Source organism: Pseudomonas sp. 15C (genome assembly GCF_055484735.1).
The window spans coordinates 54,405-69,224 of the sequence record NZ_JBUDGD010000006.1; the positions used below are offsets into that span (position 1 = coordinate 54,405).

12 protein-coding genes and 1 other RNA gene are annotated in these 14,820 nt (G+C 58.7%); 4 read left to right on the plus strand and 9 right to left on the minus strand.

Annotation, left to right across the window (positions count from 1 at the left end; genetic code table 11):
• Window positions 1-15: 15 nt before the first annotated feature.
• From ACYYKW_RS05585 to ACYYKW_RS05620, 8 genes are all read right to left on the minus strand, one after another.
• On the minus strand, window positions 16-1,707 hold the full coding sequence (locus ACYYKW_RS05585) for a DNA cytosine methyltransferase (RefSeq protein WP_464989625.1): 1,692 nt from the start codon (window positions 1,705-1,707) through the stop codon (window positions 16-18).
• A gap of 708 nt (window positions 1,708-2,415) precedes the next feature.
• Window positions 2,416-2,804, minus strand: a transfer-messenger RNA (tmRNA) gene (gene ssrA, locus ACYYKW_RS05590).
• 95 nt (window positions 2,805-2,899) lie between these two features.
• Window positions 2,900-3,178, minus strand: coding sequence for a hypothetical protein (locus tag ACYYKW_RS05595; protein ID WP_093104826.1), 279 nt, complete (start codon window positions 3,176-3,178; stop codon window positions 2,900-2,902).
• Between the two features lie 129 nt (window positions 3,179-3,307).
• Entirely contained in the window at window positions 3,308-6,118 is a 2,811-nt protein-coding gene (locus ACYYKW_RS05600; protein ID WP_464989626.1) for an FAD-binding and (Fe-S)-binding domain-containing protein, read from the minus strand.
• The gene (locus tag ACYYKW_RS05605; RefSeq protein WP_464989627.1) at window positions 6,115-6,786 is read right to left on the minus strand and encodes a LutC/YkgG family protein; all 672 of its coding nucleotides are present in this window, start codon (window positions 6,784-6,786) and stop codon (window positions 6,115-6,117) included. The genes ACYYKW_RS05600 and ACYYKW_RS05605 overlap by 4 nt, the downstream gene beginning before the upstream one ends.
• Window positions 6,786-8,240: a LutB/LldF family L-lactate oxidation iron-sulfur protein gene (locus ACYYKW_RS05610; protein ID WP_464989628.1), complete on the minus strand. Its 1,455-nt coding sequence runs from the start codon at window positions 8,238-8,240 to the stop codon at window positions 6,786-6,788. Before ACYYKW_RS05610 ends, ACYYKW_RS05605 begins: the two co-directional genes overlap by 1 nt.
• The gene (locus tag ACYYKW_RS05615; protein WP_093104809.1) at window positions 8,237-9,061 is read right to left on the minus strand and encodes a (Fe-S)-binding protein; all 825 of its coding nucleotides are present in this window, start codon (window positions 9,059-9,061) and stop codon (window positions 8,237-8,239) included. Before ACYYKW_RS05615 ends, ACYYKW_RS05610 begins: the two co-directional genes overlap by 4 nt.
• Before the next feature lie 149 nt (window positions 9,062-9,210).
• Window positions 9,211-10,905, minus strand: coding sequence for a lactate permease LctP family transporter (locus ACYYKW_RS05620; protein ID WP_464989629.1), 1,695 nt, complete (start codon window positions 10,903-10,905; stop codon window positions 9,211-9,213).
• Window positions 10,906-11,168: 263 nt separating this feature from the next.
• Here ACYYKW_RS05620 and ACYYKW_RS05625 point away from each other — a divergent pair, with 263 nt between their 5' ends.
• Window positions 11,169-11,936, plus strand: a complete 768-nt coding sequence (locus ACYYKW_RS05625) for an FCD domain-containing protein (protein WP_090281356.1) — start codon at window positions 11,169-11,171, stop codon at window positions 11,934-11,936.
• Window positions 11,937-12,071: 135 nt separating this feature from the next.
• On the opposite strand, the gene smpB is transcribed toward ACYYKW_RS05625, so the two are convergent.
• The gene (gene smpB, locus ACYYKW_RS05630) at window positions 12,072-12,554 is read right to left on the minus strand and encodes an SsrA-binding protein SmpB (protein ID WP_007953781.1); all 483 of its coding nucleotides are present in this window, start codon (window positions 12,552-12,554) and stop codon (window positions 12,072-12,074) included.
• 119 nt (window positions 12,555-12,673) lie between these two features.
• Here smpB and ACYYKW_RS05635 point away from each other — a divergent pair, with 119 nt between their 5' ends.
• Genes ACYYKW_RS05635 through ACYYKW_RS05645 form a run of 3 tightly spaced genes read left to right on the plus strand, consistent with a single transcriptional unit; the run spans window position 12,674 to window position 14,820 of the window.
• The gene (locus tag ACYYKW_RS05635) at window positions 12,674-14,077 is read left to right on the plus strand and encodes a sodium-dependent transporter (protein WP_090281358.1); all 1,404 of its coding nucleotides are present in this window, start codon (window positions 12,674-12,676) and stop codon (window positions 14,075-14,077) included.
• Between the two features lie 7 nt (window positions 14,078-14,084).
• Window positions 14,085-14,531, plus strand: a complete 447-nt coding sequence (locus ACYYKW_RS05640) for a type II toxin-antitoxin system RatA family toxin (protein ID WP_464989630.1) — start codon at window positions 14,085-14,087, stop codon at window positions 14,529-14,531.
• Window positions 14,512-14,820 carry an RnfH family protein gene (locus tag ACYYKW_RS05645; protein ID WP_203420693.1) on the plus strand — a complete coding sequence of 103 codons (309 nt, stop codon included), beginning with the start codon at window positions 14,512-14,514 and terminating at the stop codon, window positions 14,818-14,820. The genes ACYYKW_RS05640 and ACYYKW_RS05645 overlap by 20 nt, the downstream gene beginning before the upstream one ends.

The window sequence follows — 14,820 nt, forward strand, 5'->3', positions numbered from 1 at the left end:
CTCGACTCCTATGTTTTAAGCTATGGCTAAGATTTCTTGTTCTGGCTCATTGATCGTTTCTTGGCTAGCTATAGCCATGGCTTCTTTTAGTACCAACTCGATGGCGAGACCAATGGCTCTTGCAAGGTAAGGAGGAACAGCGTTGCCTACCTGCGTGTAGCGCGGGCATTCCTTAGTACGTTGGCTCCCCCCGGTGGTGAATTTACCTCGGAATTTGAACCAGTCGGGGAAGGACTGTAGGCGTGCAGACTCTCGGACGGTCAATATTCTTGGCTCGCTGTAGTGGAGCACATCGTCGGGCAAAGTTGTTATGGTCGGTGCAGGAGTTTCCTCATGCATTAGGCAGATGCGGTGCTTCTTGAGGCCATATTTTGTCCTTTGGGCCAAGCTCATCTTTCCCCCCCTAACGGACTCGGGATCCTGAATGATCCTCATAAACCGTTCACTGATTTCGGGTTTATGTTTTGCTAAGCGCACGCTGTCCATAGAGTCGTCGCTCCCTTGATGCATGAGGGTTTGGTAATGTGTCCTAGGTCCCTTATATCCGAGCTCCAGAAAGCCGGTGCGAGAGCTAGGATCAGTGCATGGGCTGGTCCCAACGTGCTTTATTTCCAAGTCAGAAATAGCGTCCGAAGTACTCACAATTTCTGGAAGACCAAGCTCCTGCAGTTGTTTGATTCTTGCTTCCTCTAGAAGCTCGAAAGCTCTGTTAGCGCCGCCACGGAGATGGCGAGCGAGATCTTTGTGGATCCCTATTACGATTAGGCGTGGGCGCCTCTGGGGAACACCGAAGAGTGAGCAGTCCACTATTTTTCCGAGGACCTGATAGCCAACCCTATTCAGGCTTTCGACAAGCTTGTCATAGTAAGAGTCGGGCTTCACTTTTGTTAAGCCAAGTTCATCTTTCCAAGATTTGGCCTTATGCGCGACCTTCATGCCCGGTACGTTTTCCAGGACAATGGCCGCTGGCTGAATAGCCTTGACCATCTCCACATATTTCTCAAATAGTTGGTTTCGGGGGTCGGACTCTAGTCGCTTCCCTGCGAAGCTAAATCCTTGGCAGGGAGGTCCACCTGCAAGTACATGCACTTTGCCCTTGAGCTCGGAAAGTTTAATTGGGTGCTGTTCAAGAATTTCATCGATACCCCAGGCTTTCTTTTCCAGCCAATCGGGCCATTCGAATTGAGGTACAGGCACATTACGCCCTTCGAGCAGGTTTGCCGAAAGGGTAGAAAATGCCATTTTGTCCCGTTCGACGGCAAAAACGCCGTTTAGCCCTGCGAGCGATAGACCTAGAGATAGCCCTCCACAGCCCGCAAAAAGATCTGCGAACATCAAAGGTTGTCCGTGGGTGGGTAAGGCGGGAAGGGTTTCAGAATTTTTCATGGGCTCCTGCCCGGATACGGTCGTTTTCAGGGTAGGGAGCGTCTCGCGAAGCCCTTGGCTAGCGCCACTAATGGCAGCACGATGGTGGTCTTTTTTCGCCACTGATGCTGGATGCTTACTCGGCATGCTGACTAGAGGTAGCTCGGCGAGCGTCGAGGGGGCAATAGTGGTGGATAATGGATTGCTCTGCAAGCAAACGCAATGGCTTGGGCCGCCTAGCTGCTGTACTGGTTTAAGAGTGTCGAATTCAGTTATATCTTTGAATTCATTCAGAAATACTTCCTCGGCTAAGCCTGGGGCTTCGCTTGGTGGTACCCACATATTGAGCTCCTTGGCCGGTTTGAAACCCGAGTAATCTCGCCTCAGCGCAGCCCTGTGCTGATCTAGTAGGGAGCTAGCTGAGCTAGTGTATTGAAGAGTAAGCAAATAGATCCAGAAGCGTTGGAAAGCTCGGTCTTGATGCTGTAATTATGTACAGTATTAGCCTTGGGGCGATCCGTATAGTCACGTCCGTCGGCTGATTAGCAACTTTTGATCTACAGAGTCTCTGCATAGCGATACACGCGCCCTTGCGTACGCGAAAATGTCGGGCGGGAATTGCTCCTAACTCTAGGGGGAGGCGCCTAACAAGGAGGAACGGCAGACCGCGCAGGAACAGAGCCTGTGTTTTCGATCAGCCAGATAAAGAAATGAATTTATGCCGGCAGCAAGCGTGCCTGCCTCGTGTCCAGCTTCTGCCGTTTATTCGAGTCCGGATCGGCGCCGGAAGCCATTCCAGGAGCGATAAAGCTATCCCAACGGCAGTCAGGATAGGCGGGAATCGAAAAAGGAGGATAGCAGTCGACGTTACCTGAAGTGCTTGCTAGCACTTCGATAAGGGTGAAAGGATTGATCACAATTCTATCAAAGTCTGGAATATACGAATTGTAGGATGAGTTCAGGGCCATCTGACCCGTTACCTCAAACCCCACAATTCACTGGATTTCAGGCACAAAAAAAGACGTCCATGGACGTCTTTAGATGATGAGTTGGTGGAGCCGGGGGGATTTGAACCCCCGTCCGCCAGTACTCCGCTGTCGGTACTACATGCGTAGCCGTGTCTATTAAGTTAACCCTCAGCGACCCGACGGGCAGGGTGCTTTGGGCGAGTTGTGTAAGTTTTAGCCGCTTCGTCCACAACGTACTGCACGGCGATTCTGTTCTATATGACAATCATTTCGGGTTTACAGACATCCCCTGATGATTGCTGGACCCGAAGGTACCAGGAGCATTGTCAGCTGCAATTAAGCAGCGAGAGCAACACCGTATTGGTCGTCATTGGCAACTATAAGTAGTTGCAACAGTGGATTTACGACTTCTGTTACCAAGTCGGCATGCACCTAGAGTTTCGCAACCGGCGTCGAATCCTAAACGGCCCCGAACTCATTGCTCAGTGAATCTGTTTGAGCAACAAGCCTGCACAGTGTACGTCAATCAGCCTGCGAGGCCAACCCGCAGGTTGGCCCGGCGCTGATCAATTGTTGGTACCGGTGGCTTTGCGCATTTCCACGATGAGTTGCGAGGTTTCCGCGACGCAGTCGTCGATTTTGCCTTCGGCTTTGAGCGACTGGGCTCTGGCCACGCTGGTCTCAGCACGCTGCACCAGCTCTGGTTTAGACGCCAACTGCGCCTTGGAATTGTTGATCGTCTGAATATTGGCATCACACAGATCGGCTGGCTTGTCAGCGGCGAACGAAGTGGAGGCCATCATCGAGGCAGTAACGAACAGACCTAACAGTACAGAACGCTTCATGTGTATCTCCTTGAACTGAGGGATCCAGGCTTCGCTGACCGTGGGATGGGCCACCGAATGGAGGAAAAGCCCCGATTGTTCGGGGCTTGTTCTGTGGACTGCCGTCTCGCTCAAGGGTTCTATTTTTCTTCAGACGGCTTTTGCACGGGTCACCCGGTCTACCAGATAGACCAGTCCGTGGTAGTCGATGCCGCCATGCTGGGTGAGGCCGATTTCGCACGTGCGGCTGGTGGAAATGCCTTCGCTGCATTGTTGCACCGCATCCTTGAGCGTTCGCAGCGAGTGGCTGTTCAGCTCCGGTGTGGTGAAGCCTTTGTCGCCGGCAAACCCGCAGCAATGAATGCCTTCGGGGATGACCACGTTTTTGCTGCACTTGCGCGCCAGCTCGATCAGCGCCTGGCTTTCACCTAGATGCTGGGTGCTGCAGGTCACGTGCACGGCAATTGGTCCGTCTTGTGGAGTGAAGTCCAGGCGATCTGCCAGATGAGTGCGGATGAAACGCACCGGATCGTACAGATCCAGGCGCGATTCGCCGACGTCCTGCACCAGTCGCAACGTACACGGGCTGGTGTCGCAATAGATCGGGTCGAGCCCGCCGCGGCTGGCGTGCAGCAATGCGCTGATCAGTTCCTGGCGCTTGTGTTCGGCCTGTTCGGCGTAGCCCTTGGAGGCGAACGGCTGACCGCAGCAGAGGTTGTCGAGGTTGTCCGGGAACACCACCTGGTAACCAGCCTTTTCCAGCAGCCCGCGGGTTTTGTCGTAGAGCGACATTTGCTCTTTGTCGCCCGCCGCCGGGCCCATGACCCGTGATACGCACGCGGCCAGGTACACCACGCGCGGGCGCTCGTCTGCGACGTTCGGACTGAAGCGAATGGCTTTTTCCGGTTGCGGCATCGCGTTGGTCCACAGCGGCACCTGGCCTTTGGACAAACGGGTCAGGGTCGCCGACAGCTTTGCCAGACGCGGTGCGCCAAGCAGCATCCGCGCACCGTTGGCGACATGCAGGGTGAAGCGTGCGCCTTGCAGGGTCTTGGCGAAATGTCCTTCGATCCAGTCGGCGGTTTTCTGATGGGTTGCGTGTCGGCCGCGGAGCTTTTTCACAAGCTCGCCAGTATTGATGCCGACCGGGCAGCGTTGTGCGCAAAGCCCAGTCGCCGCGCAGGTTTCGATGCCTTGGTACTCGTAGGCTTCTTCCAGCTCGCGGGTGTCGATGCCGGCGCGTTTTTTCGCCTGGATATCGCGCCAGATGACGATGCGCTGGCGTGGGCTCAATGTCAGGCCTTTCGACGGGCAGACCGGTTCGCAGAAACCGCATTCGATGCACTTATCCACAATCTCGTCGGCGGCGGGCAGCGGTTTCAGGTGCTTGAGGTGGATCTGCGGATCTTCGCTGAGGACCACGTCCGGGTTGAGAATCCCATTAGGGTCGAGCAGGCGCTTGAGCTGCCACATCAACTGATAGGCGTCGCTGCCCCATTCCAGTTCGACGAACGGCGCCATGTTGCGCCCGGTGCCGTGCTCAGCCTTTAACGAGCCGCCGAATTCCACCGCCACCAGTTGCGCGACGTCGTCCATGAACGCTTGATAGCGTGCGATTTCTTCCGGGTTGTTGAAGCCTTGGGTGAAAACGAAGTGCAGATTGCCTTCCAGGGCATGTCCGAAAAGGATCGCTTCGTCGTAGGCATGTTTGTCGAACAGCTCGATCAGGCGATTGACGCCGATTGCCAGTTGCTCGACCGGAAAGGTCACGTCTTCGATGATCACCGTCGTGCCGGTTTTGCGCACGGCGCCGACGGCGGGGAAGGTGTCTTTGCGGATCGCCCACAGCCGGGCGTTTTCCACAGGATCCTCGGTGAAGTCGACCTGCTTCTCGACGGGGAAACCGCTGAGCGACGCCATGATCTGCGCCAGTTGTTCCTGCAGTAACGTGGAAGATGCGGCGCGGGATTCGATGAGCAAGGCGCAGGCATTGTTCGACAGTTGCTGTACGAAAGCGGGCATGCCCGGTTTGTCCTGCACCGAGCGCAGACTGCGCCGGTCGAGCAATTCGACGGCGGACACCGGTTGGCTTTTCAGCACGGTGACGGCGTTGCAGCAGGTTTCCACATTGGGGAAGACGATCAGCGCCGAGGCTTTGTTCGGATGATCGACAACGGTGTCGTAGGTCACCGCGCTGATGAAGCCGAGGGTGCCTTCGGAGCCGACCAGCAAGTGGCTCAAGATATCCACAGGCTCGTCGAAATCCACCAGGGCGTTGAGCGACAGGCCGGTGGTATTTTTCAGACGGTATTTGTGGCGGATTCGTGCGGCCAGTTCGGCATTGGCGCGGGTCTCGCGGCCCAATGTCGCCAAGCGTTCGAGCAGCTCGCCGTGGCTTGAGCGAAACGCTGCGACACTGGCCGCGTCTTCGGTGTCGAGGCGCGTGCCGTCGGCCAGCACCAGACGTATTCCGGCCAGGGTGTGATAGGTATTTTGCGCGGTGCCGCAGCACATACCGCTGGCGTTGTTGGCGACGATGCCGCCGATTTTGCAGGCGTTGATCGACGCCGGGTCTGGGCCGATCTTGCGTCCGAACGGCGCCAGCCAGGCGTTGGCCTGCGCACCGATAACGCCCGGTTGCAGACGGATCTGCATGCCCTGGCCACGGATCTCGCGGGCGTTCCAGTTATCCCCAAGCACGATCAACACCGAATCGCTGATCGCCTGCCCTGACAGACTGGTACCCGCCGCGCGGAAGGTCACCGGAACATGATCGCGCTGTGCCAGTTTCAGCAATGCCACGACTTCGTCTTCGGACTCGACGCGGATCACCAGTTGCGGAATCAATCGATAGAAACTGGCATCGGTGCCGAAGGCCAGAGTCGATAACGGATCGTCAAAACGGCGCTCGACCGGGATCAGTTGCTCAGCATCACGCAGGAAAGCGGCAGGAAGACTCATTGATCCTCCACAATCAGCACGACCAAATCTTTCGGACCGTGCGCGCCATACGCCAGCACCTGTTCAATATCGGCGGTTTTCGAAGGCCCGGAGACCAGTAGCGCGTTAGTCGGCATGCCTTGCGCCCATTCAAATTCCGCTTGCACCTGGTAGAAGTTGTCGCGTATCTCGCTGGCCTTGAGCAGGGCGAAATGCACCGGCGGCACCAGACTCATCAGGCGTGGTTCTTCACGCGTTGGCCAGATAATCAGGCTGCCGGTGGCGGCGATGGCGCCGAGGGTGCCGGTGAGGCTGGCCGGGGTGTCGTTGAACAGCTCGGCTTTCCATTCCTCCACCGGCCGGTCGTAGGATTTCAGTGCAGGCAGCCCGGGATTGTTCGCCCAGTGTTGAGTGATGCGTTGCCCGTGCGGCGTCGTCGGTGCGATCAGCAGACTCGGCAACTGGCGATCCCGCAGCAATTGCGCGAGCAGCGCCGGCCATGCTTCAGCCGAGGTCAGATGGATTTCGGTGTGTACCGCTTCCATCAATTTGCGCAGTTGCGGGATGCGTTGTTCGGCGCTGTACGTGTAAGGCTGCGTCACCAGATCGACATCGAAGTTGTCGGCGATTGGCGTAGTGCCCGTCAGACTTTTCCTCAGTTTGCCGAGGATGTTTTGCTTGGCGCTCATCAACGATCTCCCTGTTTGGCCAGATGCTCGCGGGCCATGTCGTGCAGTGAGCGAGCGGCGGGTTTCGGTGCGCTGTGGTTTTGCGTCCACGGGCCGACATTGTTTGGCGTGAGCGCGCGCAGCCGGGTGGCGAAGAAGCCGAACAGGCGATACAGCGTCGGCGAGCTGTTCAGTTTCGCCCAGGCGTTCCAGATCAAGCGTTCCTTGCGCGAGTACTTGCTGCCCTGACCGCGCATCACTTGATGCGGCGAGTCCGGCGCTTTGACGTTCTCTTCGCGCAAGCGGCGCAGAATGGCCGGGATCGGAATTTTCACCGGGCACACTTCACCGCAGGCGCCGCACAGCGAGGACGCGCTCGGGTGGTCCGGGACTTTCGCCAGGCCGACCATGTGCGGGGTGATGATTTTGCCGATCGGTCCCGGGTAGACCTCGCCATAGGTGTGGCCGCCGACGCGGGTGTACACCGGGCAATGATTCATGCAGGCGCCGCAGCGGATGCAGTTGAGGGTCTGGCGCAATTCACTGTCGGCGAAGGCCTGGCTGCGGCCGTTGTCGAGCAGCACCAGATGCACTTCCTGCGGGCCGTCGAGTTCAGGCTCTTTGCGCGGACCGGAGATCATATTGACGTAGGTAGTGATCGGAATGCCCAGTGCCGAGCGGGTCAGCAGGGACAGCAACGGCACCACGTCGCGCAGGTTTTCCACGACTTTTTCGATGCCGGTGACGGCGATGTGCACCGGCGGCACGCTGGTGGTCATGCGGCCGTTGCCTTCGTTTTCCACCAGCAGCAGGGTGCCGGTTTCAGCCACGGCGAAGTTGACGCCGGAGACGCCGATGTCGGCTTCGAAGAATTTCTGCCGCAAGACTTTGCGACCGATCTGAATGAGTTGGTCAACGTCCTTGGTGTACTCCACGCCAAGTTTGTCGTGGAACAAGGACGCGACCTGACCGGCATTCTTGTGGATCGCCGGCATAATGATGTGTGAAGGCTTCTCGTGGTCGAGCTGGACGATGTATTCCCCCATGTCGGACTCCAGACATTCAATGTCCCGAGCCTCGAGGAAATGGTTCATCTCCATCTCTTCGCTGACCATCGATTTGCCCTTGATCACTTGCCGCGCCTCGTGAGCGCGGATGATCGAGAGGACGATGCCATTGGCTTCGTCCACCGTTTCCGCCCAGTGCACTGTCACACCGTTGCGGGTCAGGTTCTGTTCCAGTTGCTCGAGCAGGTCGGGCAATTTGGACAATGCGCGGGCCTTGATCGAATTGCCCAGTGCGCGCAAATGTTCTCGTTCATGGGCATCACTGAAAGCGGCGGCGCGCTTGGTCATCAGGGAGTCCATGGCAGTGCGGAAGTTGTTCCGTAGCTGCTGGTCACCCAGGGCGTTGTGCGCCCGGGTGCGGAAATCTTCTTCTACGGCGACCGTAGGAATAATCGTCGAGGTGCTCATTGCGCACCTCCGGTTCGTTGCCAGAGGAAGCTCGCCAGGTGTTGCCCGCGCAGCGCTTCCCGTTGTTTCTCCAGTGCGCCGTTGATGTTCATCAGGCAGCCACAGTCGGCACTGAGAATCTGATGCGCGCCGGATTCCTTCAAGGCCCGGGTCTTGTCAGCCACCATCGCCCCGGAAATGTCTGGCATACGGACGCTGAATGTTCCGCCGAAGCCACAGCATTCGCTTTCGTGGTCGTGGTTGACCCGTTCCACGTTGCTCAACTGCGCCAACAGCTCGCGGCCGTGCAGGTGGGTGTTCATTTCGCGGCGTGCCGAACACGAGGTGTGCAGCGCGACTTTCACCGGTTCGCCGCTGTCCTTGAGCTGCACCTTGCAGACGAACAGCAGAAACTCGGCCAGTTCATAGGTGCGGGCTGCGAGGGCCTGTACCTGTTTCAGCGTTTCCGGCTCGTCCTTGAACAAGTCGGCGTAATGTTCACGCAGCATGCCGGCGCAGGAACCCGACGGCACCACCACCGGATAATCCCCGGCAAACAGCGCCAGTTGCGAGCGCGCCACGGTCCGCGCCTGCTCGGTGTAACCCGAGGTGTAGGCCGGTTGCCCGCAGCAGCTCTGCCCTTGCGGGTACTCGACCCGAATGCCTTCGCGCTCCAGCAGGTGGATCGCGTCCATCCCGGCTTCGGGGTAGAACAGGTCGACCACACACGTGCCGAACAGGTAGACCCGCGACGGTTTCTCGCTGGGGTATTGCCGAGGTTCGGGCAGTGGCGGCGCCACGCGGGTCGCGTTTGGCACAGCGTTGTAAAAAAGCTCGCTCATCAGGCGTGTCTCCGGGTGGTCCCGGTTATCCGTCTGCGGCGGCTGCTGAATATAGAGCGCATTGCTTTCAGCAGCCTTACAGACCCGGTGGTGAATGGCTGACGCCGGATCACGGGCCGGCGTCGGTTATTGCTGTGTTGCTTGTAGGCTTAATGCACCAGCATGCCGGTGAACCAGTAGGCCTGAGCCAAGGTGATCAAACCGACGATCGTTGCAAAGAATAGGCTGTGCTTGAGGGTGAAGCGGAACAGATCCGATTCCTTGCCCACCAGCCCGGTCGCGGCGCAGGCCACGGCGATGGATTGCGGCGAGATCATTTTGCCGGTCACGCCGCCGCTGGTATTGGCGGCCACCAGCAAGGTGTCGTTGACGCCGATCTGGTGCGCGGTGGTTGCTTGCAGCGAACTGAACAGCGCGTTCGACGAGGTATCGGAACCGGTAAGGAACACGCCCAGCCAGCCAAGGAACGGCGAGAAGAACGGGAACGCCGCGCCGGTGCCGGCCAGTACCAGGGCCATGGTCGACGACATGCCTGAGTAATTGGTGACGAAGGCGAACGCCAGCACCATGCCGATGGACAGAATCGGCCAGCGCAGCTCGTAGAAGGTTTCCTTCAAAGTGGTCAGGCCAGTTTTGAAATTGATCTTCAGCACCAGCATCGAAATCAGTGCAGAGAAGAAAATTGCCGTGCCGGTCGCGGAAATTGGGTCGAGTTTGAATACTGCTGGAATGGCCGTTGGATTGGCCACGATTGGCGCAGTCTTGATCACCAGTTGATCAAGGTGCGGAATCGCGAAGTTGAACACCCAGCTGTACATCGAGCCGCCTGCGGCGAACATCGCCTTGAAAGGCTTCAGCGTCCAGATCGTCACCAACACGGTGAGAATCAGGAACGGCGACCACGCCTTGAAAATTTCCCCGAGGCTGTAAGGCGACGCCACGGTAGTGCGCTTCTGGCCGAAACCGCCGACGCTGGCGCTCACCACCGAAGCGGCAACGGCACCGACGATATGCTGACCGGCGGCGCGTTTTGGCTGCCAGATTTTCAGGAACAGGGTCAGGGAAATCAGGCTGGCCAGCGCCGACGTGATATCCGGCAGTTCCGGGCCGATGAAGTTCGACGTGAAGTACTGCGTCACGGCGAAGCTCAGACCTGCGACCAGCGCAGCCGGCCAGGTTTCGCGCACGCCGCGCAGGCCGTCCATCATGAACACCAGCCAGAACGGCACGAACAGCGACAGCAGCGGCAGTTGGCGACCAGTCATGGCGCCGATCTTGAAGGCGTCGATGCCGGTGACTTGACCGGCGACGATGATCGGAATCCCCAGCGCACCAAAGGCAACCGGTGCAGTGTTGGCAATCAGGCACAGGCCGGCGGCGTACAAGGGATTGAAACCCAGGCCCACCAACAACGCAGCGGTGATCGCCACGGGTGCGCCGAAACCGGCCGCGCCTTCGAGGAAAGCGCCGAAGCAGAAACCGATCAGCAGCACTTGCAGGCGCTGGTCGTCAGTGATCGACAGCACCGAACTGCGGATGACTTCGAACTGGCCGCTTTTGACCGTCAATTTGTAGAGGAACACCGCCGCGACAATGATCCACGCAATCGGCCACAGACCGTAGGCGAAGCCGTACCCGGCCGCGGCGAACGCCATATCGATCGGCATCTGGAAGGCGAAGATCGCCACGGCAATCGACAGCGCCAGCGTGATGCTGCCCGCGACATGGCCCTTGAGGCGAAACACCGCCAGAGCGAGAAAGAAGAACACGATGGGAATGACGGCCGCGAGTGCGGAGACGCCGAGACTGCCGAGCGGGCTGTAGATCTGTTGCCAGGTTTGCATAGTGGGGTGGCCCCTAATTGTTGTTGGTCAGGCACTGTCAGCGTTCTTGGATAATTGGTAAGACCAATTTACAATCGCTGTTGGCTAGGGTAAAAGCCTTGATATCGGTGTGTCAATTTGCCGCCCTAAAACTTTTGTCGAACATGCGGTGCAGATCGCATCTGCTCCGCTTTCGGCAGGTGGCGTCTGCCAGGTGCCGGCAGGGCGCCGATAGGCCAGAATAGAGAGCCCGGCGAGCGGCCGGGATCGTGGAGAAATGAGTTATGGGGTTTGATCAGATACGTTCGCGCCGTTTGTCTGACGACATTGTCGAGCGGCTCGAGGGGATGATTCTCGAGGGCACGCTGAAGTCCGGTGAGCGACTGCCGGCGGAGCGCACGCTGGCCGAGCAATTTGGCGTATCACGTCCGTCGCTGCGCGAGGCGATCCAGAAACTCGCGGCCAAGGGCTTGCTGGTCAGCCGTCAGGGCGGCGGCAATTATGTGGTCGAAAGCCTGGGGTCGACGTTCAGCGATCCGCTGTTGCAACTGCTCGAAAGCAACCCCGAGGCGCAGCGGGATCTGTTGGAGTTTCGCCACACTCTGGAAGCATCGTGTGCCTATTACGCTGCATTGCGCGCCACCGATGTGGATCGCGAGCGCCTGACCGCCGCGTTCGAAGAGCTACAGGACTGCTATTCGCGCCACGAAGAAGTGAGTCGGGCGGAGGAGGGCGCGGCCGATGCGAAATTCCATCTGGCAATTGCCGAGGCCAGCCATAACGCGGTGTTGCTGCACACCATTCGCGGGCTGTTCGATCTGCTCAAGCGCAACGTCGTGACCAACATCGGCGGCATGTACAAGCAGCGCACGGAGACCCGCGACATGCTGATCACGCAGCATCGGGAATTGTATCTGGCGATTATCGAAGGCCGTGCGGAGCAGGCGCGGGAAGTGTCCAGCCGCCACATTCTGTATGTGCAGGAAGTGCTGGAAGAGGTTCGGCAGGAGGTTCAGCGGATGGCGCGGGCGGAGCGGCGCAAGGGGATGTAGTTAGTTAGTTCTGCAAACGATCGTTCCCACGCTCTGCGTGGGAGTGCATCCCGTGACGCTCCGCGTCACAATGCGGACGCAGAGCGTCCATTGCTGCATTCCCACGCAGAGCGTGGGAACGATCAGGGTGGAAAATTAGTCTTCCTTGCCCTTGTTGCGCACCGCGCGCTGCAATTCGCGACCGGCATCGCGTTCGCGCTCGGTGTCACGCTTGTCGTATTCCTTCTTGCCCTTGCCCAGAGCAATCTCGCACTTGACCATGTGCTTGCTCCAGTACCAGGACAGGCAGACGCAGGCGTAACCCTTTTGCTGCACGGCCGCGGCGAGCTTGTCCAGCTCGCGGCGGTTGAGCAGCAGCTTGCGCGTGCGCACCGGGTCGGCGATGACGTGGGTGCTTGCGGTCATCAGCGGCGTGATGTGGCTGCCGAGCAACCACGCTTCGCCATCCTTGAGCAGCACGTAGCTGTCGACCAGCTGTAGCTTGCTCGCCCGCAGACTTTTTACTTCCCAGCCGGCCAGGACCAGACCAGCCTCGAACTTGTGCTCGATGAAGTAATCGTGTCGCGCCTTTTTATTTTGCGCGATGGTCCCTGTTGGGTGTTTCTTCTGTTTAGCCATAGGGGCGGCATTATATGGAGTTGTTCGGCTGTCGGCTACGGTGATGCTGCGTGCTTGAGCAGGTTGAGTGAATCCCGGACAATGCGGCCTCTTTTTCTAACGCTTGGGCGTGATAAACGATGTCGACAGACAAGGTTTCTGTCCACGGCAGTTGGGCTAGCCGCTGGGTATTCATACTCGCCGCGACCGGTTCGGCCGTGGGACTGGGTAGTATCTGGAAGTTCCCCTACATGGTCGGGGTCTACGGCGGCGGCGCCTTTGTGCTGATGTTTCTGGCCTGCATCGCGCTGATCGGCGTTCCGGTGATGCTCGCTGAAACCCTGATCGGCCGGCGCGCCCGGCAAAGTCCGGCGAACGCTTTAAAGGTGCTGGCGCTGGAAGCCGGGCACTCGCCCAAGTGGTCGTGGGGCGCCTTCGCCGGGATGATCACGGCGTTGCTGATCCTGTCTTTCTATAGTGTGGTCGGCGGCTGGTCGCTGGACTACATCGTCGACATGGGCCGCGGCGACTTCCAGGGTGCGACACCCGATCAGGTCGGCGCGTATTTCGGCAACGTCATCGCCGATCCATGGCGGCTGACACTTTGGCACACGATTTTCATGCTGCTGTCGGCGTTCGTTATTGCCAGAGGCGTGGTTGCCGGCCTGGAGCGCAGCCTTCGGATCATGATGCCGCTGTTGTTCGTGATGATTCTGGTGCTGCTGGGCTACAGCATGACCACCGGGCATTTCATGGAAGGCGTGCATTTCATGTTCGACTTCCATCCGGAAAAAGTTCTGGATGGCTTGCTGCCGGCAATGGGGCACGCGTTCTTCTCGCTGAGCGTCGGTGTCGGCTCGATCATGATCTACGGCGCCTACATGCCGAAGAACACGTCGTTGTCGCGTACCGTGGTGGGTGTCGCGTTGCTCGATACGTTCGTGTCGCTGGTCGCCGGTCTGGCGTTGTTTCCGATTGTGTTCGCGGCCGGCCTGAACCCGAGCGAAGGGCCGGGGCTGATGTTTGTCAGCCTGCCATTTGCTTTTGGTAACGTGGTTTTCGGCCAGTTGATGGGCGTGGTATTTTTCGTGCTGGTCGCGGTGGCGGCGTGGAGTTCGGCGATTTCGCTGCTTGAGCCGATGGTCGCCTACCTGGTCGAGCGCACGAAAATCAGTCGCGCGTGGGTCACGTTCTGGCTGGCCTTTACCTGCTGGTTCGTCGGTCTGGGCACGGTGTTTTCCTTCAATATCTGGAAGGAAGCCAAGTTTTTCGTGAACGAAGGCGGAGTGTTCAGCCTCTACCAATGGGGCGCGAAGAGCGGTCTGGACTTCTTCGGCGTGATCGATTTCTTCACCTCGCGGATCATGTTGCCCGTCGGTGGCTTGTGTTTCGTATTGTTCGCCGGATGGGTGATGGGGCGTGAGGCGGTGCGCGACGAGTTGTCGATCCGCAACCCGGCACTGTTTGCCCTGTCCCTGTTCTTGATGCGCTACGTGGCGCCTATCGGCATTCTTGTAGTATTTGCCGCTCAGCTCTGGAAGTAACGCTTACATGACGACACATATTCAACGATCCGCGCTGCTGCCTTACCCGGCGCAGTTTCTCTACGACCTGGTCAATGATGTGGCGCGGTATCCGGAATTCCTGCCGTGGTGTTCGGCTGCCGAGGTGCTGCAAAGCTCGCCAGACCATATGCGCGCCAGCGTCGGCGTAGCCAAGGGCGGCCTCAGCCAGCATTTCGTGACGCGCAATACCCTTGTGCCGGGGCAGTCGATCGAGATGAACCTGGAAGAAGGCCCGTTCAATCAGTTGCACGGCGTCTGGGTGTTCAAGGCGTTGAACGAGAAAGCCTGCAAGATCAGCCTCGACCTTTCGTTCGATTATGCCGGGCCGCTGGTGCGCGCTACGTTGGGGCCGCTGTTCAATCAGGCTGCCAACACGCTGGTGGACGCGTTCTGCCAGCGCGCCAAACAGATGCATGGTCAGCCCGGTGCTTGAGATTGAAGTGGTGTATGCCGCGGTTGATCGCCAGGTGCTGCGTTCGGTCAATGTGCCGGAGGGCATGACGGTTCGTGCGGCGGTGCAGGTATCGGGAATCGCCGCCGATTTTCCTGAGCTCAAGCTGGATGAGTGCCCGTTGGGTATCTTCGGTAACACGGTCGCGGACACGCGTGTGATTCAGGCGGGTGATCGCATTGAGATCTACCGGCCGCTGCTTGCCGATCCCAAGGAAGTGCGACGTTTGCGGGCAGCCAAAGCGGCAGAGGCCAAGGCCCGAAATCTTTGA